A 22,121-nucleotide genomic window follows, 5' to 3' on the forward strand; every position below is an offset into this window, starting at 1 on the left:
CCCGGGTTAAAAGTGGTCGGGGGGGTTGGGGGGGGGGTTAATGTATGCACGGGGGGGCGGTTGGCACTACTGCTCCGTCGGCCCCCGCCTGCGTCGCACCCCGCGCGTCCCAGAAAAGCCCCAGAGATGCCACCACGCCCCCTACGGCCTCGCGTTCATGCAGGTTGGAAGGGGATGACGGCGTCTTTCGAGACCCTGTCAGATGTCCCGGAACGTCTCGATCTGCGCCCCGATCGAGTTCAGCCGCTCGGCGAGGTCCTCGTACCCGCGGTTGATGACGTACACGTTGCGCAGCACCGACGTGCCCTCCGCCGCCATCATCGCCAGCAGGACGACCACCGCCGGGCGCAGGGCCGGCGGGCACATCATCTCGGCGGCGCGCCAGCGGGTGGGGCCCTCGACCAGGACGCGGTGGGGGTCCAGGAGCTGGAGGCGGCCGCCGAGGCGGTTGAGGTCGGTCAGGTAGATGGCGCGGTTGTCGTAGACCCAGTCGTGGATGAGGGTCTTGCCCTGCGCGGAGGCCGCGATGGCCGCGAAGAACGGGACGTTGTCGATGTTCAGGCCGGGGAACGGCATCGGGTGGATCTTGTCGATCGGCGCCTCCAGCTTGGAGGGCCGGACGGTGAGGTCCACCAGGCGCGTGCGGCCGTTGTCCGCGACGTACTCCGGCGTGCGGTCGTGGTCGAGGCCCATCTCCTCGAGCACCGCCAGCTCGATCTCGAGGAACTCGATGGGGACGCGACGCACCGTCAGCTCCGACTCCGTCACGACGGCGGCGGCCAGCAGGCTCATCGCCTCGACCGGGTCCTCGGAGGGGGAGTAGTCCACGTCCGCGTCGATGACCGGCAGGCCGTGCACGGTCAGCGTGGTGGTGCCGATGCCCTCGACCTTGACGCCCAGGGCCTCCAGGAAGAAGCACAGGTCCTGGACCATGTAGTTCGACGAGGCGTTGCGGATGACCGTGACGCCGTCGTGCCGGGCGGCGGCGAGGAGGGCGTTCTCGGTGACCGTGTCGCCCCGCTCGGTCAGCACGATCGGGCGGTCCGGGCGCACGCTCCGGTCGACCACCGCGTGGTAGTGGCCCTCGGTCGCGGCGACGTCCAGACCGAAGCGGCGCAGCGCGATCATGTGCGGCTCGATGGTGCGCGTGCCGAGGTCGCAGCCGCCGGCGTAGGGCAGCCGGAAGCGGTCCATGCGGTGCAGCAGCGGGCCCAGGAACATGATGATCGAGCGGGTGCGCACCGCCGCCTCGGCGTCGATGGCCTCCATGTCCAGCTCGGCCGGCGGCACGATCTCCAGGTCGGTGCCGTCGTTGATCCAGCGGGTGCGCACACCGATGGAGTTGAGCACCTCCAGGAGGCGGTAGACCTCCTCGATGCGGGCGACCCGGCGCAGCACCGTGCGCCCCTTGTTGAGCAGCGAGGCGCACAGCAGGGCCACACAGGCGTTCTTGCTGGTCTTGACGTCGATGGCCCCCGAGAGGCGCCGGCCGCCGACCACGCGCAGGTGCATCGGACCCGCGTAGCCCAGGGAGACGATCTCGCTGTCCAGCGCTTCGCCGATGCGGGCGATCATCTCAAGGCTGATGTTCTGGTTGCCGCGCTCGATGCGGTTGACGGCGCTCTGACTGGTGTTGAGCGCCTCCGCAAGCTGTGACTGCGTCCAGCCGCGGTGCTGCCGGGCGTCACGGATGAGCTTGCCGATGCGTACGAGGTAGTCGTCTGCCATGAGGTTGAGGCTATCTCAGATATGAGATGGCGCCTCTTGGGGGGTCCGTTCGGGTGAGTCGGCGTCAAGGAGCCTCAGCGGCGCTTGGCGGTGGTCGTGCGGCGCCAGCCGAAGGGTCCCGGCAGATCCATCGACGTCGTACGCCGTCCCGTGCTGCTGCGGGTGTGGCGCGGGCCGTTCCCGCCGCCGGTGGTGATGGACCACGAACGTTTGTTGATGTTCAGCCGTACTCCCGGGAGGATCCGGAAGCTCTTGCGGAACGTGAGTGGCATCGTGCCCCCTTCCGAGTCGCGCCGGGTGGTCCCGGCGCAAGTCGGATACCCCGGATCGGCGTAGGGATGGCCGCCCGGGTCACTCGGGTGGGGTGCACGCCACACCAGGCCCGGGCATGACCAGCCCGGCCCCATGTACTAGAGTTATCTCGACATCGAGATATCTGCCGAGGCGCACCGCAGCCGCCACCCTGGTAAGGGTACCCTAACTTAGCCTTGCCTCAGCGGACCGGCCAGGGCGGCGTGGCGGCAGGATGCGGTGGTACGCGCACATAAATGAAGGAGACTGTCGTGTCGGCGAACAGCTTCGACGCCCGCAGCACGCTGCAGGTGGGCGACGAGTCGTACGAGATCTTCCGGCTGGACAAGGTCGAGGGCTCCGCGCGCCTTCCCTACAGCCTGAAGGTGCTGCTGGAGAACCTGCTCCGCACCGAGGACGGCGCGAACATCACCGCCGACCACATCCGCGCCCTCGGCGGCTGGGACTCGCAGGCCCAGCCGTCGCAGGAGATCCAGTTCACGCCCGCCCGCGTGATCATGCAGGACTTCACCGGCGTGCCCTGCGTCGTGGACCTCGCCACCATGCGCGAGGCCGTCAAGGAGCTCGGCGGCGACCCGGCGAAGATCAACCCGCTGGCCCCGGCCGAGCTGGTCATCGACCACTCCGTCATCGCCGACAAGTTCGGCACCAACGACGCCTTCAAGCAGAACGTCGACCTGGAGTACGGCCGCAACAAGGAGCGCTACCAGTTCCTGCGCTGGGGCCAGACCGCCTTCGACGAGTTCAAGGTCGTTCCGCCCGGCACCGGCATCGTCCACCAGGTGAACATCGAGCACCTGGCCCGCGTCGTCATGATCCGCGACGGCAAGGCCTACCCCGACACCCTGGTCGGCACCGACTCGCACACCACCATGGTCAACGGCCTCGGCGTCCTCGGCTGGGGCGTCGGCGGCATCGAGGCCGAGGCCGCGATGCTCGGCCAGCCGGTCTCCATGCTGATCCCGCGCGTCGTCGGCTTCAAGCTCACCGGTGAGCTCCAGCCCGGCACCACCGCCACGGACCTCGTGCTCACGATCACCGAGATGCTGCGCAAGCACGGCGTCGTCGGCAAGTTCGTCGAGTTCTACGGCGAGGGCGTCGCCGCCACGTCGCTGGCCAACCGCGCCACCATCGGCAACATGTCGCCGGAGTTCGGCTCCACCGCCGCGATCTTCCCGATCGACGACGAGACGCTGAACTACATGCGCCTGACCGGCCGCTCCGACCAGCAGGTCGCGCTCGTCGAGGCCTACGCCAAGGAGCAGGGCCTCTGGCTGGACCCGACGGCCGAGCCGGACTTCTCCGAGAAGCTCGAGCTGGACCTGTCCACGGTCGTCCCGTCGATCGCCGGCCCGAAGCGCCCGCAGGACCGCATCGTCCTGGCCGAGGCCGCCCAGCAGTTCGCCAAGGACGTCCTGAACTACGTCGAGGCCCCCGTCGCCCAGACGCCGGCCGCCGCCACCTCGGTGGTCGACGAGGCGAGCGCCGAGTCCTTCCCGGCCTCCGACGCCCCCGCCTACGGCCACGAGGAGAACGGCGCCGGCGCCCCGCAGCACGGCCAGGGCACCGGTTCCGTCCCGTCGAACCCGGTCCGGGTGACCGCCCCCGACGGCACCACCTACGAGCTGGACCACGGCGCGGTGACGGTCGCGGCCATCACCTCCTGCACCAACACCTCCAACCCGTACGTCATGGTCGCCGCCGCCCTGGTGGCCAAGAAGGCGGTCGAGAAGGGCCTGACCCGCAAGCCGTGGGTCAAGACCACCCTCGCCCCGGGCTCCAAGGTCGTCACCGACTACTTCGAGAAGTCGGGCCTGACCCCGTACCTCGACAAGGTCGGCTTCAACCTCGTCGGCTACGGCTGCACCACCTGCATCGGCAACTCCGGCCCGCTGCCGGACGAGGTCTCCAAGGCCGTCAACGACCACGACCTCGCCGTCACCTCGGTCCTCTCCGGCAACCGGAACTTCGAGGGCCGCATCAACCCCGACGTCAAGATGAACTACCTGGCGTCCCCGCCGCTGGTCGTCGCCTACGCCCTCGCCGGCTCGATGAAGGTCGACATCACCAAGGACGCCCTGGGCACCGACCAGGACGGCAACCCGGTCTTCCTGAAGGACATCTGGCCCTCCGAGGCCGAGGTCAACGACGTCGTCGCCAACGCCATCGGCGAGGACATGTTCTCCAAGTCCTACAGCGACGTCTTCGCCGGCGACGCCCAGTGGCAGGCGCTGCCGATCCCGACCGGCGACACCTTCGAGTGGGACGGCGAGTCCACCTACGTCCGCAAGCCCCCGTACTTCGAGGGCATGGGCATGGAGCCGGCCCCGGTCGAGGACATCGCCGGCGCCCGCGTGCTGGCCAAGCTGGGCGACTCGGTCACCACCGACCACATCTCCCCGGCCGGTGCCATCAAGGCCGACACCCCGGCGGGCAAGTACCTCACGGAGCACGGCGTCGAGCGCCGCGACTTCAACAGCTACGGCTCGCGCCGCGGCAACCACGAGATCATGATCCGCGGTACGTTCGCCAACATCCGCCTGCGCAACCAGATCGCGCCGGGCACCGAGGGCGGCTACACCCGCGACTTCACGCAGGACGGCGGGCCGGTGTCGTTCATCTACGACGCCTCCCGCAACTACATCGCGCAGAACGTTCCGCTGGTCGTCCTGGCCGGCAAGGAGTACGGCTCCGGCTCGTCCCGCGACTGGGCCGCCAAGGGCACCGCGCTCCTCGGCGTCAAGGCCGTCATCGCCGAGTCCTACGAGCGCATCCACCGCTCGAACCTCATCGGCATGGGCGTCCTGCCCCTGCAGTTCCCCGAGGGCCAGGACGCGGCCTCCCTCGGCCTGACCGGCGAGGAGACCTTCTCCGTCTCCGGCGTCACCGAGCTGAACGACGGCACCACCCCGCGCACGGTGAAGGTCACCACCGACACCGGCGTGGAGTTCGACGCGGTCGTCCGCATCGACACCCCCGGTGAGGCCGACTACTACCGCAACGGCGGCATCCTGCAGTACGTGCTGCGCAGCCTGATCCGCAAGTAGGCGGTACGGCACAGCGGACGAGGGCCGCACCCCCGGCGACGGGGGTGCGGCCCTCGGTCGTTCCGCGGGGCGCCCGGAACCGTGGTGGCTCCGCGCGCCCCGCGCCCGCTCACGCCAGCAGCTCGACCTCCGCCAGCGTGTGCTCGCCGTCCAGGACCAGCCGGTACTTCGCGTACGTGCCCGGCGAGTCCACCGAGAACGCCCGCGTCTGGCGGTCCCACGCGAAGGACTCGCCGGAGCGCCGGTCCAGGGTCTTCCAGGTGGTGCCGTCGGCCGAGCCCTGGAGCGTCCAGCCGGCCGGGGCCTTCGTCCGGTCCGCCGACGACGTCAGGGTGTACTGGACCGCCTTGACGCCCTTGTCCGGCACCGGCAGGTCCACCGACGTCACCGCCGCGTCCGTCGCCGACGTGTCGTCGAAGAGCGCCCCGTCACCGCTCAGCGCGTCTGCGCGAGGCGTCGGCACCCGGTCGTCCCGGGTGATCGACACCGGCGCCGCGTCCTTGCCGGTGCCCCACGCGGACGGCTTGGCGCCCATGTCGAACTCCAGGACGCCGCCCTTCGCGAGCAGCGAGTGGGGGAGCGAAGTGGCGTTCCAGCGCTTGCCGTTGACCTTCAGACCCTGTACGTAGACGTTCTTCGTGCTGTTCTTCGGCGCCTTGACGACCAGCTTGCGCCCGTTCTCCAGATGGACGGTCGCCTTGGTGAACAGCGGGGAGCCGACGGCGTACTCGCCGCTGCCCATCACCAGCGGGTAGAAGCCCAGGGACGAGAAGAGGAACCAGGCCGACTGCTCGCCGTTGTCCTCGTCACCGTGATAGCCCTGCCCGATCTCGCTGCCGGTGTACAGGCGGGAGAGGACCTCGCGGACGTTCTTCTGCGTCTTGTACGGCTGCCCGGCCGCGTCGTACATGTACAGGGCGTGGTGGGCGACCTGGTTGGAGTGCCCGTAGTTGCCCATGCGGACGTCGCGCGCCTCGGTCATCTCGTGGATGACACCGCCGTAGGAGCCGACGAACTCCGAGGAGGCCGTCTCCGGGGTGGAGAGGTACTCGTCGAGCTTGTCGCCGAGCCCCTTGCGACCGCCGTACAGGTTCGCCAGGCCCCGGCTGTCCTGCGGGGCGGTGAAGGCGTAGCCCCAGCCGTTGGTCTCCGTGTAGTCGTAGCCCCACACGCGCGGGTCGTACTTCTCCGAGTCCACGCGCCAGTTGCCCGCCGCGTCCCGGCCCTGGAAGAAGCCGGCCTTCGCGTCGAACATGTTGACGTAGTCCTGGGCGCGGTTGAGGAAGTACGCCGACTCCTCCCGGTACCGCTTCTCGCCGGTCTCCTTGTAGAGCTTCTCGCCCATCTTCGCGATGCCGTAGTCGTTGAGGTAGCCCTCCAGCGCCCACGAAAGGCCCTCGTGCGTCGCCGTGCTGGTGTAGCCGAGGAACGGCGAGGTGGCCATGCCCTTGCGGCCCACGCCCGAGGACGGGGGCACCACGGTGGCGTTCTTGACGGCCGCGTCGTACGCCGCCTTCGCGTCGAAGCCGACGCCCTTGACGTAGGCGTCCGCGAACGCCACGTCCGAGGAGGTGCCGGTCATCAGGTCCGCGTAGCCGGGGGAGGACCAGCGGGAGGTCCAGCCGCCGTCCTTGTAGTGCTGCACGAAGCCGTCGACCAGCTCACCGGCCGTGGACGGCGTCAGGAAGGAGTAGGCGGGCCAGGTGGTCCGGTAGGTGTCCCAGAAGCCGTTGTTGACGTACACCTTGCCGTCCACGATCTTCGCGCCGGTGTGCGTCGGGGTGTCCGCCGCCGGCATCTTCTGGAACGGCGAGGCGTACTTGTACGTGCCGCCGACCTTCTCGTGGCCCGCGTTCGGGTACAGGTACAGCCGGTAGAGGCTGGAGTACAGGGTGGTGAGCTGGTCCTGCGTGGCGCCCTCCACCTCGACCTTGCCGAGGATGGCGTCCCACTGCTTCTGGGCGTTCCTGCGGACCTTGTCGAAGGAGGTGTGCGCGGGGATCTCCTGGCGCAGGTTGTCCTTCGCCTGGTCGACGCCGATCAGCGAGGTCGCCAGGCGCAGGGTCACCGTGCGGTCCTTGCCCGCGTCGAAGCGCAGGTGGCCCTTGACGCCGGACGAGTCGCCGCCGGTGACCTTCTTGTCGAACTCGCCGTAGACGAACAGCCGGGTGGCGCCGGTGGACAGCCCGGACTTGACGTCCGAGTAGCCGGTGAAGGTGCCCGTCTCCTTGTCCAGGGTCAGGCCGGCCTGGTCGGTGACGTTGTCGAAGATCACGCTCGCGTCGTCACCGGGGTAGGTGAAGCGCATGACGGCCGCGTGGTCGGTCGGCGCCATCTCGGCCTTCAGGCCGTTCTCGAAGCGCACCCCGTAGTAGTACGGCCGGGCGGTCTCGTTCTCGTGCCGGAAGGCCAGCTCGCGCGCATCCCGGCCGGTGTCGGGGGTGCCCGAGGCGGCGGACGGCATCACCTGGAAGGTCTGCCGGTCGCCCATCCACGGGCTCGGCTCGTGGCTGGCGCTGAACGCCTGGAGCGTCGGCAGGTTGTCCGCGTTGTTGCCGCGGGCGTAGTCGTACAGCCAGCTCAGCGAGCCCGCGTTGGTCACCGGCGTCCAGAAGTTGAAGCCGTGCGGCACGGCCGTCGCCGGGATGTTGTTGCCGCGCGAGAAGCCGCCGCTGGAGTTGGTGCCGCGGGTGGTCAGCGCGTAGTCCGACAGGTGGGCCTTGGGCCGCTCGGGCGCGGCGGACCGGATGGTGACGTCGTCGAGCCAGCCGCGGAACTTGGCCGGGCCCTTGGGGGAGTCGTACGCCACCAGGATCCGGTCGACGGTCTTGCCGGCCGCGACGGAGCCGATGCCCGACTCGACGGCGTTCCACTGGTTGACGTAGAGCACCTTCGCGGCGCCCTGCCCGGCCGGCGTCAGCGCGAGCCCGTGCCGGTCGACGGCGCCCAGGTCGCTCAGGTAGGTGCCGTCGGTGAAGGCCAGGTCGACGGAGACGTTCGTGGCGTCGTAGTCGAGGTCGCCGTCCGCCATCGACGGGAAGATCTTGTAGGACAGCTCGGTGCGGCGGTCGACCTTCACATTGACGTCGAAGACCTTGTTGTACGAGTACGCCCGGCCGTCGGCGGTGTGCCGGCCCGCGTACCTGAGGGCGTGCGTGCCGGTGAAGCCGGCGCCCGCCTTGGCGGTCGGCGAGCCGCTCGGGCCGCGGTCGACGAGCGAGAGCATGTCCTCGGGGACGGGCGTCTCGCTGTCGCCGGTGGACAGGTGCACGTCGGCCAGCTGGAGGATGTCCCCGCCGTTGTTCTTCGTGATCTCCAGCCGGAAGTGCCGGTACTCGGCCGGCTCGGCGAGGTCGTACGTCTTCGTCTGGAACCGCCCGGAGAAGGACTGTCCGGAGCGGCTGTCGAGCGTCTGCCAGGTCCTGCCGTCGGCCGAGCCCTGGAACGTCCAGTCCGCGGGGTCGCGTTCGGCGTGGTCGTTGGCCGAGGTGAGCGCGTACCTGGTGAGACGCACCGGCTGGTCGAGGTCGAACTCCGCCCAGCCGGTCTTCGCGAACGTCAGCCACTTCGAGCTCGGTTCGCCGTCGACGAGGTTCTCCTTCACCTCGCCGCCGCCGGTGTTCTCGTCGCTCGCCCGTACGTCGGTGACGTGGTCGGTGACGCTTCCGGGTATGCCCGTGCTGTACCCGCCGTCGACGCCCGCGGCGCGCTTGCTGCCGCCCGGAGTGGTCTCCACCGTGTTGAGCCAGTCCGGAACCGGGTCGTCCGCCTCGAACGAGGAACTGAACTCCCGGTCCGCGGCGGCGGGTGCCGCGGGCAGCGCGACCGCGGCCCCCTGCGAACCCACCGCCACCGTGAAGGCGGTCGTCAGCACGACCGCCGGACCCCATCTGTGCCGCACTCTGTACCGCATGCGCCAGCAACCTCCCTGCGCGCCCCGGAAGCGCTTTCCGGGGAAATGGACAACGTTGTCAAATTTGAAGCGCAAGGAACAGTAGTGCGTGAAGAAGCCAGTGGTGTCAAGGGTGTTGGCTGTGCCGTCCGGGGCCGGCCGCCGTGGTATTTGCTTCGGGGTACAGGCGGAGCGCTCATATTTCCGCCAGGTCTCAACTCGGAAAAGACGTGCCGGGAACCATGCATTCGATCTTGCTCCGCCCACCGGAAGTGGACTATACCTGTCGGCCATCGGGGGATCCGTGGGGGAATCTGCGAAGGCACACCACCAAGGCACCCGTACAGCAGTATCCGCACTTCCTGCACGACCCAGCGTGACCCGATCGCGGTGCCGGGGAGGATCCGGTTCACCGCCTGAGTCCTGGAGAAGGCGAGGACTTGAGCATGGGATCCACTTCCGCCGAGAACAACCGAACGGGCGTCGGCCGCCGCGATCTGATCAAGCGGTCCGCCGCGCTCGGCCTGATCTCCGTACCGGCCATGAGCTTCCTGTCCGCCTGCGCGAGCGGCGGCGGGGACGACCAGAAGAAGGCCGAGTCCGGCAAGAAGACCGCCAAGAACCCCCTGGCCGTCAACGAGACCGCGCAGATGGAATTCGTCCTCTTCGACGGCGGCTTCGGCAAGGAGTACGCCGAGGACGCCGTCAAGGTCTACGAGAAGAACTTCCCCGACGCCAAGGTGAAGTTCGCCGCGACCCAGAAGATCCAGTCCACGCTGCAGCCGCGTTTCAACGGCGGCAACCCGCCCGACCTCGTGGACAACTCCGGCGCCGAGCAGATGGACATGGGCGTGCTGGTCGGCAAGAACCAGCTCGCCGACCTGACCCCGCTGCTGGACGCCCCGTCCTACGACGACCCGGCCAAGAAGGTCCGCGACACGCTGCGCCCCGGCATCGTGGAGATGGGCCAGTTCGACGGCGAGAAGGTCTGGATCCTCTACTACGCCTACACGGTCTACGGCAACTGGTACTCCCAGAAGGCCCTGGACTCGCTCGGCGTCGAGTACCCCAAGACCTGGGACGAGATGCTCGCGGTCTGCGAGAAGGCGAAGAAGAAGGGCATGGCCGGCTGGACCTACGCCGGCAAGTACCCCTACTACCTCCCCTTCTCGATGTACCCGATGATCGCCAAGGTCGGCGGTGTCGGGGTGCTGGACGCGATCGACAACCTCGAGCCGAACGCCTGGAAGCACCCGGCGGTCAAGACCGTCTTCGAGGCCTACTACGAGCTCTACAAGAAGGGCTACGTCCTCAAGGGCACCCCGGGCCTGGACCACATCCAGTCCCAGACCGCGTGGGCCAAGGGCGACGCCCTGTTCCTCCCCAACGGCTCCTGGGTGGAGAACGAGTCCGCCAAGGTCATCCCCGCGGACTTCCAGCTCTCCGTCTCCGCCCCGCCCGGCATCGACTCCTCCGACAAGATGCCGTTCGGCACCATCTGGGCCTCCGGCGGCGAGCCCTTCATCGTCCCGGCCAAGGCGGCCAACGGCCCCGGCGGCATGGAGCAGCTGCGCATCATGCTCGGCGAGGCGTCCTCGAAGAACTTCACGTCCAAGGTGAAGTCGCTGACGGCCTTCAACGGCGGCACCGAGGGCATCGAGCTCACCCCGGGCCTCAAGTCCGGTGTCGCGGCGCTGGAACTGGCGGGCACCAACGTGGTGAACCCGCGTCTGCAGGACTGGTACGTGCAGCTCCAGAAGGAGAAGATCGGCGTCTCCGGACTGGGCGAGATGATGGCCGGCCGCCTCACCCCGGCCGAGGCCATCAAGAAGATCCAGGGCTTCGCCGACGAGGCGGCCAAGGACGATTCGATCAAGCACTACAAGCACCAGTGAGGACGTGTCACCAGGGCCTGGCCGGCGCGTCGTCGCCGGCCGGGCCCTGGCGGCGCCACCCGCGCGCAGATCGGGGTCGGTAGCAATGCAGCACGGCAAGTACCGGTTCATCGTGGGGTTCCTGGCGGTTCCCCTGGGACTGTACGCGCTCTTCGTCGTCTGGCCGTTCATCCAGTCCATCTACTACTCGTTCACGGACTGGACGGGACTGAGTCCCGAGTTCGAGATGGTCGGCTTCGACAACTACTCACGGATGCTCGACGACGACATCTTCTGGAAGTCGCTGCAGCACAGCGTGATGTTCGCTCTGCTGGTGCCGCTGGTGACACTCGGCCTGGCGCTGTTCTTCTCCTTCATGATCAATGTGGGCGGACGCCACCGCCGCGGCGGACCGGTGATCACCGGTGTCCGCGGCTCCGGCTTCTACAAGATCGTCTACTTCTTCCCGCAGGTGCTGTCCATCGCCATCGTCGCCCTGCTGTTCGCGTTCGCGTACAACCCGGACAGCGGCGCGATCAACTCGCTGCTGCGCGGCATCGGTCTCGACTCCCTCCAGCCGCTGTGGCTGGGCGACCCGAACCTGGCCCTGTGGTGCGTGATGGCCGTGCTCGTCTGGTCCACGGTCGGCTTCTTCGTGGTCCTGTTCTCCGCGGGAATGGCCTCCATCCCGGCGGAACTGTACGAGGCCGCGCTGCTGGACGGGGCGAACCGCGCGACGACCTTCTTCAAGGTCACCCTGCCGCTGCTGTGGGACACCGTGCAGTCCGGCTGGGTCTACATGGGCATCCTCGCGCTCGGCGCCGAGTCGTTCGCGGTCGTACAGATCATGACGACCGGCCCCGGCGGCCCCGACTACTCGACCACCGTCATGGTCCTGTACGTGTACCAGAAGGCGTTCCGTGACGGTCAGGCCGCCTACGCCACCACGATCGGCGTCGCCCTGCTCGTCGTCACGCTGGCCTTCGCCGCCGTCGTGATGCGACTGGGCCGGCGCGAGCGGCTGGAGTTCTGATCATGAAGACGACCGAGACCCCCGCGCCCGTTCCGGCCGAGTCCGGCCCTGTCGTCCGCAAGACCGGGGCCCCGCCCGGCGGAGACCGGAAGGAGAAGAAGGAGGGCACCACCCTCAACGTCTTCTCCCACGGCGTCCTCGTCATCTGGGCGATCATGGTCGGCATGCCGCTGGTGTGGGCGGTGATGACCTCCTTCAAGGACGACGCCTCCATCTTCGGCTCGCCCTGGTCGCTGCCCGACAAGCTGAACTTCGACAACTGGTCGCGGGCCTGGTCCCAGGCCCACATGGGCGACTACTTCCTCAACACCGTCCTGGTGGTCGGCGGCTCGCTCATCGGCACCCTGGTGCTCGGCTCCATGGCGGCCTACGTGCTCGCCCGGTTCGACTTCCCGGGCAACCGGTTCATCTACTACTTGTTCATCGGCGGCATGAGCTTCCCGATCATGCTCGCGCTGGTCCCGTTGTTCTACGTGGTGGACAACATGGGGCTGCTGAACACCATCCACGGGCTGATCCTGGTCTACATCGCCTACTCGCTGCCCTTCACGGTCTTCTTCCTGACCGGGTTCTTCCGGACCCTGCCGAGCTCGGTGGCGGAGGCGGCGTTCGTGGACGGGGCCTCCCACACCCGGACGTTCTTCCAGATCATGCTGCCGATGGCCAAGCCCGGCCTGATCAGCGTCGGGATCTTCAACTTCCTGGGGCAGTGGAACCAGTACATGCTGCCCACCGTGCTGAACACCGACCCGGACAAGCACGTCCTCACCCAGGGCCTGGTGCAACTGGCGGTCAGCCAGGGCTACAAGGGCGACTGGTCCGGGCTCTTCGCGGGCCTGGTGATGGCGATGCTGCCGGTGCTGGCCGCGTACATCATCTTCCAGCGCCAGGTGGTCCAGGGCCTCACGGCGGGCGCCCTGAAGTAGCCCCGTCCCGCCCCCCGCGCATGCCGCTCCCGGACGACCGGGGGCGGCATACGTGTGCGTGTGCGGGGCACCCGGATGCGGTTCAACCTCTTGACGGGAGGCGACCCGAACGGCTCAGCTTAGAGTTCACTAGTTGGACATAGACGGGGCCCCATCGAAGCGGCCCCGTGCGCAGGAGGTCGTCGTGGAGACTCCCGGGTCGCAGTCGTCGCTGCACCGAGCCAACCTGGAACGGGTCGTACGAGCGGTACGGCTCGCCGGGTCGCTCACGCAGGCGGAGATCGCGAGGACGACGGGTCTGTCCGCGGCGACGGTCTCGAACATCGTCCGGGAACTGAAGGACGGCGGGACCGTCGAGGTCACGCCCACCTCGGCGGGCGGCCGCCGGGCCCGCAGCGTCTCGCTGAGCGGGGACGCCGGCATCGTCATCGGCGTCGACTTCGGGCACACGCATTTGCGCGTCGCGGTCGGGAACCTCGCCCACCAGGTGCTCGCCGAGGAGTCCGAGCCGCTGGACGTCGACGCGTCCTCCGCGCAGGGCTTCGACCGAGCGGAGCAGCTGGTCAGCCGGCTCATCGAGGCCACCGGCGTCGACCGGTCCAAGATCGCGGGCGTCGGTCTCGGCGTGCCCGGTCCGATCGACGTGGAGTCGGGGACGCTGGGCTCGACCGCCATCCTGCCCGGCTGGGGCGGCACCCGGCCCGCCGAGGAGCTGCGGGGGCGGCTCGGCGTGCCCGTGCACGTGGACAACGACGCCAACCTCGGCGCCCTCGGCGAGCTGGTCTGGGGCAGCGGCCGGGGGGTGCGCGACCTGGCGTACATCAAGGTCGCCAGCGGCGTCGGAGCCGGTCTGGTGATCAACGGCAAGATCTACCGGGGGCCCGGCGGCACCGCGGGGGAGATCGGGCACATCACGCTGGACGAGGCCGGTCCCGTCTGCCGCTGCGGGAACCGCGGCTGCCTGGAGACCTTCGCGGCCGCACGCTACGTGCTTCCGCTGCTCCAGCCCAGTCACGGCACGGACCTGACGATGGAGGGCGTCGTGCGGCTGGCGCGGGACGGCGACCCGGGCTGCCGTCGCGTGATCGCCGACGTCGGCCGCCACATCGGCAGCGGTGTCGCCAATCTCTGCAACCTGCTCAACCCGAGCCGCGTGGTCCTCGGCGGCGACCTCGCCGAGGCCGGCGAGCTGGTGCTCGGTCCGATAAGGGAGTCCGTCGGCCGCTACGCCATCCCCAGTGCGGCACGTCAACTCTCCGTTCTTCCCGGGGCACTTGGGGGCCGTGCGGAGGTCCTCGGCGCGCTCGCGCTGGCCCTCAGCGAGATGGGCGATTCGACGCTTCTGGACGGAAGTGCGACGGGCGCCCTGTCCGCGGCCACCCCTGCCTTCACTTAGAGAACGGATGGCACCGTTGCCATCTCGTTAAGGATTTACTTCTTGACGTCGCACGCGTGGCCGAGTTGACTTCCAGCCACCTCGGCCGCAACGACGCGGCCTCGTCAGGGAGGTTTCTGAAGTGAACACGCGTATGCGTCGTGCCGCCGTCGCCGTTGCCGCCACCGCGATGGCCGTCTCGCTCGCCGCCTGTGGCAGCGCCAAGGAGTCCGGCGACAAGAGCGACTCGTCCGACTCGGCCGCCAAGAAGGGCGACGCCATCAAGGTCGGTCTGCTCCTTCCGGAGAACCAGACCGCGCGGTACGAGAAGTTCGACAAGCCCTTGATCGAGAAGAAGGTCAAGGAGCTCACGAACAACAAGGGCGAGGTGGTCTACGCCAACGCCAAGCAGGACGCCAGCCAGCAGGCGCAGCAGGTCGACACGATGGTGACCAACAAGGTCGACGTCCTGATCGTGGACGCGGTCGACTCCAAGGCCATCGCCGGCTCGATCAAGAAGGCCAAGGACGCGGGCATCCCGGTCGTCGCCTACGACCGCCTGGCCGAGGGCCCGATCGACGCCTACACCTCGTTCGACAACGTGACCGTCGGCAAGACGCAGGGCGAGGCGCTGCTGAAGGCGCTGGGCGACAAGGCCAAGGACGGCCAGATCGTCATGATGAACGGCTCCTCCACCGACCCGAACGCCGGCCAGTTCAAGGAAGGCGCCCACTCCGTCCTCGACGGCAAGGTCAAGATCGGCCGCGAGTACGACACCAAGGAGTGGAAGCCGGAGAACGCCAACGCCAACATGGAGGGCGCCATCTCCGCCCTCGGCAAGGACAAGATCGTCGGCGTCTACTCCGCCAACGACGGCATGGCGGGCGGCATCATCACGGCCCTGAAGGCCGCCGGCATCGCCAACGTCCCGGTCACCGGCCAGGACGCCGAGCTCAACGGCGTGCAGCGCATCCTCACCGGCGAGCAGTACATGAGCGTCTACAAGTCCTACCCGCAGGAGGCCGAGGTCGGCGCCGAGATGGCCGTCGCCCTCGCCCAGGGCAAGTCGCTCGACTCCATCGCCACCAGCAAGTCCGACAGCGCCACCACCAAGGGCGTTCCGACGGTGCTCGTCCCGGTCATCTCGCTGACCAAGGAGAACATCAACGAGACCGTCATCAAGGAGGGCTTCTACACCCTCGACGAGATCTGCGCCGGCAAGTACAAGGCCGCCTGCGACAAGGCCGGCCTCAAGTAGGCAGTTCCGTCCCCGCGGCGCCACGGCGGCCGCGGGACCGGCTGCACGCAGCTTCCTCCGGTGCCCCGCACCATCAGCCCCGCAAGCTACGCGGGGCGCCGGACGGAACACCTCCCCCCAAACTTCTGCACAACCTCCCGCCGGGTCAGGCGGCGAAGGAGATGGTTCACGTGTCCGCTACGCCCGTGCTGGCGTTGCGCGGGGTCTCCAAGCGATTCGGTGCCGTCCAGGCGCTCACCGACGTAGAGCTTGAGGTCCACGCCGGTGAGGTGGTCGCCCTGGTCGGCGACAACGGCGCCGGAAAATCCACGCTGGTCAAGACGATCGCCGGCGTGCACCCCATCGACGAGGGCGCCATCGAGTGGGACGGCAGGGCCGTCACCATCAACAGGCCGCACGACGCCCAGAACCTGGGCATCGCGACGGTCTACCAGGACCTCGCGCTGTGCGACAACATCGACGTCGTCGGCAACCTCTACCTGGGCCGGGAGCTCCGCAAGCGCGGCGTCCTGGACGAGGTGGAGATGGAGCGCCGCTCCCGCGAGCTGCTGGACACGCTGTCCATCCGCATCCCCAGCGTCCGCATCCCGATCGCCTCGCTCTCCGGCGGTCAGCGCCAGGTCGTGGCGATCGCCCGTTCCATGCTCGGTGAGCCCAAGCTGGTCATCCTCGACGAGCCCACCGCCGCCCTGGGCGTCGAGCAGACCGCCCAGGTCCTCGACCTGGTCGAGCGGCTGCGCGAGCGCGGTCACGCCGTCATCCTCATCAGCCACAACATGGCCGACGTGAAGGCGGTGGCCGACAAGGTCGCCGTCCTGCGCCTGGGGCGCAACAACGGCGTCTTCGAGGTCAAGTCGACCTCGCAGGAAGAGATCATCTCCGCCATCACGGGCGCCACGGACAACGCCGTGACCCGTCGTGCGGCGCGCACCAATGGGGAGATCAAGAAGTGAGCATCGACAAGACCTCCACCCCCGCCGCGGACCAGACGGTCGAGAACCCCGAGGCCGCCTCCGCCGCGGTTCCCACGGTCGACCCCCGGCTGCTGGTGCGCGAACAGGGCCTCGCGGGCTACCTCAACGAGTTCAAGCGGAAAATGAAGGCCGGTGACCTCGGCTCCATACCGGTCGTCGTCGGCCTGCTGATCATCTGGGCCATCTTCACCAGCCTGAACTCCAACTTCCTGACCGCCGGCAACTTCTCCGACATGTCGGTCGCCATGGTCGGCACCGGCATGATCGCCGTCGGCATCGTGTTCGTCCTGCTGCTCGGCGAGATCGACCTGTCGGTCGGCTCGGTCAGCGGTGTCGCGGGCGCCACCTTCGCGGTGCTGAGCGTCACGCACGGGATGAACGAGATCCTGGCCCTGGTGCTGGCCATCCTCACGGGCACCGTGGCCGGCGCGATCCACGGCTTCGTCTTCGCGAAGATCGGTGTCCCCGCCTTCGCCGTGACGCTGGCCGGCCTGCTGTTCTGGCAGGGCTTCATGCTGCAGATCCTCGGCAGCAACGGCACGATCAACCTGCCCGCCGACGGTGTGGTCGTCAAGCTGACCAGCTACTACTTCACCGACGTGGCCGCCGCCTACGGCCTGGCGATCGTCGTGACCGCGGGGTACTTCCTCACCGCGTTCCTCGACAACCGCCGCCGCGAGGCCGCCGGGGTGCCGTCCCGGCCGATGAGCGAGATCATCGTGCGCACGGTGCTGCTGGCCGTGCTGGCGTTCGTCGTCGCGATCGTCTTCAACCAGTACAAGGGCCTGCCCCTGGCCGTGGTGATCTTCCTCGCGTTCCTGCTGCTCACGGACTTCGTGCTGCGCCGTACCGCCTACGGCCGCAAGGTGTTCGCGCTCGGCGGCAGCGTCGAGGCATCCCGTCGCGCCGGCATCAACGTGGAGCTGGTCCGGATCTCGGTCTTCGCGATCGCCGGCACCTTCGCCGCGATCGGCGGCCTCTTCGTCGCCTCGAAGATCGCCTCCGCCAACCAGGGCGCGGGTACCGGTGAGTTCCTGATGAACGTCATCGCCGCGGCCGTGATCGGCGGCACGTCCCTCTTCGGCGGCCGCGGCCGCACCTGGGACGCGCTGCTCGGTGTGATGGTCATCATCTCGATCCAGTACGGCCTCGCCCTGGAGGGCATCGCCTCGCCGGTCCAGTACATGATCACCGGTGGCGTGCTGCTGGCGACCGTCGTCATCGACGCGGTCACCCGCAAGACGCAGAAGACGGCCGGCCGCGCGTAGCGCACGCCCGGCCGACGACGGTCCCCCCCCCAGCCCCCCCCCCCCCCACCCCCCCCCCCACCCCCCCCCCCCCGGCCGCGGCCCCCGGCCCCCCCCCCCGCGCCCCACGACGGTCCGCCCGCCCGCCCAGCTGAGCCCTGGGCCGGCGGGCGGACCTTTGTCGCGGGTGCGGCCCCCGCGGGAAGCTCCCGGCCGCCCGCGCGGACCGCGGCGAGCGGAGCGACAAAAGGGAAAGAACGGAAAGAACGCTCTCGGCGACGTAGAAGAGGCCGCCGTTGGGTACAGCCGAACGCGTGATGTAAGACGCACCGCCCGGCCACGTTCCGCCGGGGCGGAACATTAGACTCGTCGAGCCCGGCAACAGCTCTACTTCAAGGAGGCACGGGTGCCGCTGCTGACCCGCATCACGGGACCGCGCGATCTGGACCGGCTCAGCCTGGAAGAGCTGGGCCGGCTGGCGGAGGAGATCCGGACCTTCCTCGTCGACGCCGTCTCCAAGACCGGCGGCCACCTCGGCCCCAACCTCGGCGTGGTGGAACTCACGCTCGCCCTGCACCGCGTCTTCGACTCCCCGACCGACAAGGTCCTGTGGGACACCGGACACCAGTCGTACGTGCACAAGCTGCTCACCGGCCGTCAGGACTTCTCGAAGCTGAAGATGAAGGGCGGCCTCTCCGGCTACCCCTCGCAGGCCGAGTCCGAGCACGACGTCATCGAGAACAGCCACGCCTCCACCGTCCTCGGCTGGGCCGACGGCATCGCCAAGGCGAACCAGGTGCTGGGGCACGACGACCGGCACGTCGTCGCGGTCATCGGCGACGGCGCGCTCACCGGCGGCATGGCCTGGGAGGCGCTGAACAACATCGCCGCCGCCAAGGACCGCCCCCTCGTCATCGTGGTCAACGACAACGAGCGCTCCTACGCCCCCACCATCGGCGGCCTCGCCAACCACCTGGCGACCCTGCGCACCACCGACGGCTACGAGCGCTTCCTCGCCCGTACCAAGGACCTCCTGGAGCGCACCCCGGTCGTCGGCCGCCCGCTCTACGACACCCTGCACGGCGCCAAGAAGGGCCTGAAGGACTTCATCGCCCCGCAGGGCATGTTCGAGGACCTCGGCCTGAAGTACGTCGGCCCCATCGACGGCCACGACCTCGAGGCCCTGGAGTCCGCCCTCACCCGCGCCAAGCGGTTCGGCGGCCCGGTCATCGTGCACTGCCTCACCGAGAAGGGCCGCGGCTACCAGCCCGCCCTCCAGGACGAGGCCGACCGCTTCCACGCCGTCGGCAAGATCCACCCCGACACCGGCCTGCCCATCTCCAGCTCCGGCGCCGACTGGACGTCCGTCTTCGGCGACGAGATGGTCAAGCTCGGCGAGGAGCGCGAGGACGTCGTCGCCATCACCGCCGCCATGCTCCAGCCGGTCGGCCTCGACAAGTTCGCCAAGGCCTTCCCCGACCGCGTCTACGACGTCGGCATCGCCGAGCAGCACGGCGCCGTCTCCGCGGCCGGCCTCGCCCACGGTGGCGTCCACCCGGTCTTCGCGGTGTACGCCACCTTCCTCAACCGCGCCTTCGACCAGGTCCTGATGGACGTGGCCCTGCACAAGTGCGGCGTGACCTTCGTGCTGGACCGGGCCGGTGTCACCGGCACCGACGGCGCCTCCCACAACGGCATGTGGGACATGTCGATCCTTCAGGTCGTCCCCGGCCTGCGCCTCGCCGCCCCGCGCGACGCCGACCAGGTCCGCGCCCAGCTGCGCGAGGCCGTCGAGGTGGACGACGCGCCGACCGTGGTCCGCTTCTCCAAGGGCGCCGTCGGCCCCGCCGTGCCCGCCGTGGGCCGCGTCGGCGGCATGGACGTCCTGCGCGCCCCCGGCGCCGACAACCCGGACGTCCTGCTGGTCTCCGTCGGCGCCCTCGCGCCGATGTGCCTGGAGGTCGCCGAGCTGCTGAACAAGCAGGGCATCACCACCACCGTGGTCGACCCGCGCTGGGTCAAGCCCGTCGACGAGGCCATGGCCCCGCTCGCCGAGCGCCACCGGGTGGTCGTCACCGTCGAGGACAACTCCCGGGTCGGCGGTGTCGGCTCCGCCGTCGCCCAGGCCCTGCGCGACGCCGGGGTCGACGTGCCGCTGCGCGACTTCGGCATCCCGCCGCGCTTCCTCGACCACGCCTCCCGCGCCGAGGTCCTGGCCGAGATCGGGCTCACCGCGCCCGACATCGCCCGCCAGGTGACCGGCCTGGTCGCCAAGCTCGACGGCCGGTACGAGCGCACCGGCGCCGAAGCGGTGGAGGCCGCGCGCGACTGACGTACGACCGGATGGGCAGGGTTCTCCACTCGTTGCAGTGGCGAAACCTGCCCATCCGCGTGAATCGGCTCACGCCGGGGCATACGCAGTACGCCCCCCTCTCGATCATGTCGGGGACGACAAGCGTCGGAGGTACCCGTGAGCAGCAGTCTTTTCAGGACCAAGCAGATCGAGCAGTCCATCCGGGACACGGAGGAACCGGAGCACGCGCTCAAGAAGTCGTTGTCCGCACTGGATCTGACGGTCTTCGGCGTCGGTGTCATCATCGGCACCGGCATCTTCGTACTGACCGGCACGGTCGCGAAGAACAACGCCGGGCCCGCCGTCGCCCTCGCCTTCGTCGTCGCCGGGGTCGTGTGCGCGCTCGCCGCGCTGTGCTACGCCGAGTTCGCCTCCACGGTCCCGGTGGCGGGCTCCGCGTACACCTTCTCCTACGCCTCGCTCGGTGAACTGCCCGCCTGGATCATCGGCTGGGACCTGGTCCTGGAGTTCGCACTGGGGACCGCGGTGGTCGCCGTCGGCTGGTCCGGCTACATCCGTTCGTTCATGGAGAACGCCGGCTGGCAGTTCCCCGAGGCCCTCGGCGGCCGGGAGGGCGCCGACGGATTCGGCTTCGACATCCTCGCCGCCGCCCTGGTGCTGGTGCTCACCGGCATCCTCGTCCTGGGCATGAAGCTGTCGGCCCGGATCACCACGCTCGTCGTCGCCATCAAGGTGACCGTCGTCCTCATCGTGATCATCGCGGGCGCCTTCTTCATCAACGGCTCCAACTACGACCCGTTCATCCCCGACGAGCAGCCGGTGGAGGCGGGCGGGGGCCTGCACTCCCCGCTGATCCAGCTGATGTTCGGGTGGGCGCCGTCCAACTTCGGCGTGATGGGCATCTTCACCGCCGCGTCGGTCGTCTTCTTCGCCTTCATCGGTTTCGACATCGTCGCCACGGCCGCCGAGGAGACCAGGAACCCGCAGCGCGACATGCCCCGCGGCATCCTCGGCTCCCTGTTCATCTGCACCGCCCTGTACGTCGCCGTCTCGATCGTCGTCACCGGCATGCAGCACTACTCGAAGCTGTCCGTCGACGCCCCGCTCGCCGACGCCTTCAAGGCCACCGGGCACCCCTTCTACTCCGGCGTGATCAGCTTCGGCGCCGCCGTCGGCCTGACCACGGTGTGCATGATCCTGCTGCTCGGCCAGACCCGGGTCTTCTTCGCGATGAGCCGCGACGGACTGCTGCCGCGCTTCTTCTCCGTGGTGCACCCGAGGTTCCGGACCCCGTACCGGCCGACCATCCTGCTCGGCGTCATCATCGCGATCGTCGCGGGCTTCACCAGCCTGAGCGAGCTCGCCGAGCTGGTGAACATCGGCACCCTGTTCGCCTTCGTCGTCGTCGCGATCAGCGTGATCATCCTGCGCCGCACCCGTCCCGACCTGCCGCGCGCCTTCCGCACCCCGCTGGTCCCGCTGCTGCCGATCGTGTCGGTGGCCGCCTCGCTGTGGCTGATGCTGAACCTGCCTGCCGAGACCTGGGTCCGGTTCGGCATCTGGATGGCGATCGGCCTCGTCGTCTACTTCCTCTACGGCCGCACCCACAGCCGCATGGCCCGCGGCGAGACCGTCCCGGCCGCGCCGCCCGGCGGCGACACCCCGTGACCACGACCGCTCGCGTCACCCGGCCCCGTACGCCCCGATCCCCGGGGCGTACGGGGCCGGTGCGCTCAGTGGCCCGCCCGCCGGCTACGGCCTGACCGTCCGGGGGCCCGCCACCTCCGCGCCCAGCTCCGTCGCCCGGCGGCGCAGCTCACGGTCCGCCGTCACCAGCAGGACGGGGCGGTCACCCGCCCGCGCGACCAGCTCGACCATGTGGTCGTCCCCGCTGCCCGTCGCCGACTCCACCCGCACGCCCGGCACGGACTCCACGCCGCGGGCCGCGCCCTCGACCACGAGAACGATCTCCACCGGACCCGGACGGCCGGGCACCCCGTCCGCCGCCAGCCGGTCGCGCAACCGCTCCGCGGCCCCGCGCCGGTCCCGCCACCATCCGTCGGGCACGGACCCCACGACGTTCGCGCCGTCGACGATCACGAGAAGGGGTCCGCTGTCGCTCATGGGGACAGGTTCGCACG

At 69.2% G+C, this 22,121-nt stretch carries 14 protein-coding genes; 10 read left to right on the plus strand and 4 right to left on the minus strand.

Annotated features, from left to right (window positions below; all coding sequences use genetic code 11):
* Positions 1–198: 198 nt before the first annotated feature.
* Both ACFWJB_RS19525 and ACFWJB_RS19530 read right to left on the minus strand, forming a co-directional pair.
* The gene (locus ACFWJB_RS19525; RefSeq protein WP_225631688.1) at positions 199–1,728 is read right to left on the minus strand and encodes a UDP-N-acetylglucosamine 1-carboxyvinyltransferase; all 1,530 of its coding nucleotides are present in this window, start codon (positions 1,726–1,728) and stop codon (positions 199–201) included.
* A 74-nt stretch (positions 1,729–1,802) separates the two neighbouring features.
* Positions 1,803–2,000 carry a DUF4236 domain-containing protein gene (locus ACFWJB_RS19530; RefSeq protein WP_385473300.1) on the minus strand — a complete coding sequence of 66 codons (198 nt, stop codon included), beginning with the start codon at positions 1,998–2,000 and terminating at the stop codon, positions 1,803–1,805.
* A 291-nt stretch (positions 2,001–2,291) separates the two neighbouring features.
* On the opposite strand from ACFWJB_RS19530, the gene ACFWJB_RS19535 reads away from it, so the two are divergent.
* On the plus strand, positions 2,292–5,087 hold the full coding sequence (locus ACFWJB_RS19535; protein WP_385473303.1) for an aconitate hydratase: 2,796 nt from the start codon (positions 2,292–2,294) through the stop codon (positions 5,085–5,087).
* Between the two features lie 109 nt (positions 5,088–5,196).
* On the opposite strand, the gene ACFWJB_RS19540 is transcribed toward ACFWJB_RS19535, so the two are convergent.
* The gene (locus ACFWJB_RS19540) at positions 5,197–9,000 is read right to left on the minus strand and encodes a GH92 family glycosyl hydrolase (protein WP_386923609.1); all 3,804 of its coding nucleotides are present in this window, start codon (positions 8,998–9,000) and stop codon (positions 5,197–5,199) included.
* 425 nt (positions 9,001–9,425) lie between these two features.
* Between ACFWJB_RS19540 and ngcE the strand changes: the two genes are divergently transcribed.
* The 9 genes from ngcE (at position 9,426) to ACFWJB_RS19585 (ending at position 21,648) form a co-directional block, all read left to right on the plus strand.
* Positions 9,426–10,874, plus strand: coding sequence for an N-acetylglucosamine/diacetylchitobiose ABC transporter substrate-binding protein (ngcE, locus tag ACFWJB_RS19545; RefSeq protein WP_385470646.1), 1,449 nt, complete (start codon positions 9,426–9,428; stop codon positions 10,872–10,874).
* Positions 10,875–10,959: 85 nt separating this feature from the next.
* A complete protein-coding gene (locus ACFWJB_RS19550) occupies positions 10,960–11,886 on the plus strand; it encodes a carbohydrate ABC transporter permease (protein WP_385470648.1) in 927 nt (308 codons plus the stop codon).
* A 2-nt stretch (positions 11,887–11,888) separates the two neighbouring features.
* A complete protein-coding gene (locus ACFWJB_RS19555) occupies positions 11,889–12,812 on the plus strand; it encodes a carbohydrate ABC transporter permease (protein WP_385470650.1) in 924 nt (307 codons plus the stop codon).
* A gap of 184 nt (positions 12,813–12,996) precedes the next feature.
* Entirely contained in the window at positions 12,997–14,208 is a 1,212-nt protein-coding gene (locus ACFWJB_RS19560) for an ROK family transcriptional regulator (protein ID WP_189231966.1), read from the plus strand.
* 133 nt (positions 14,209–14,341) lie between these two features.
* On the plus strand, positions 14,342–15,445 hold the full coding sequence (locus ACFWJB_RS19565) for a sugar ABC transporter substrate-binding protein (protein ID WP_385470659.1): 1,104 nt from the start codon (positions 14,342–14,344) through the stop codon (positions 15,443–15,445).
* Positions 15,446–15,606: 161 nt separating this feature from the next.
* Positions 15,607–16,398, plus strand: coding sequence for an ATP-binding cassette domain-containing protein (locus tag ACFWJB_RS19570; protein WP_385470653.1), 792 nt, complete (start codon positions 15,607–15,609; stop codon positions 16,396–16,398).
* A complete protein-coding gene (locus tag ACFWJB_RS19575) occupies positions 16,395–17,687 on the plus strand; it encodes a sugar ABC transporter permease (RefSeq protein WP_386923613.1) in 1,293 nt (430 codons plus the stop codon). Before ACFWJB_RS19570 ends, ACFWJB_RS19575 begins: the two co-directional genes overlap by 4 nt.
* A gap of 385 nt (positions 17,688–18,072) precedes the next feature.
* Positions 18,073–19,998 carry a 1-deoxy-D-xylulose-5-phosphate synthase gene (gene dxs, locus ACFWJB_RS19580; protein ID WP_385470655.1) on the plus strand — a complete coding sequence of 642 codons (1,926 nt, stop codon included), beginning with the start codon at positions 18,073–18,075 and terminating at the stop codon, positions 19,996–19,998.
* A gap of 138 nt (positions 19,999–20,136) precedes the next feature.
* Positions 20,137–21,648, plus strand: a complete 1,512-nt coding sequence (locus ACFWJB_RS19585) for an amino acid permease (protein ID WP_385470657.1) — start codon at positions 20,137–20,139, stop codon at positions 21,646–21,648.
* 84 nt (positions 21,649–21,732) lie between these two features.
* Here ACFWJB_RS19585 and ACFWJB_RS19590 read toward each other — a convergent pair whose 3' ends face one another.
* The gene (locus ACFWJB_RS19590; RefSeq protein WP_386923616.1) at positions 21,733–22,104 is read right to left on the minus strand and encodes an NTP pyrophosphohydrolase; all 372 of its coding nucleotides are present in this window, start codon (positions 22,102–22,104) and stop codon (positions 21,733–21,735) included.
* Between the last annotated feature and the right edge of the window lie 17 nt (positions 22,105–22,121).

It is taken from the genome of Streptomyces sp. NPDC127100 (assembly GCF_042724095.1).
GTDB lineage: Bacteria > Actinomycetota > Actinomycetes > Streptomycetales > Streptomycetaceae > Streptomyces.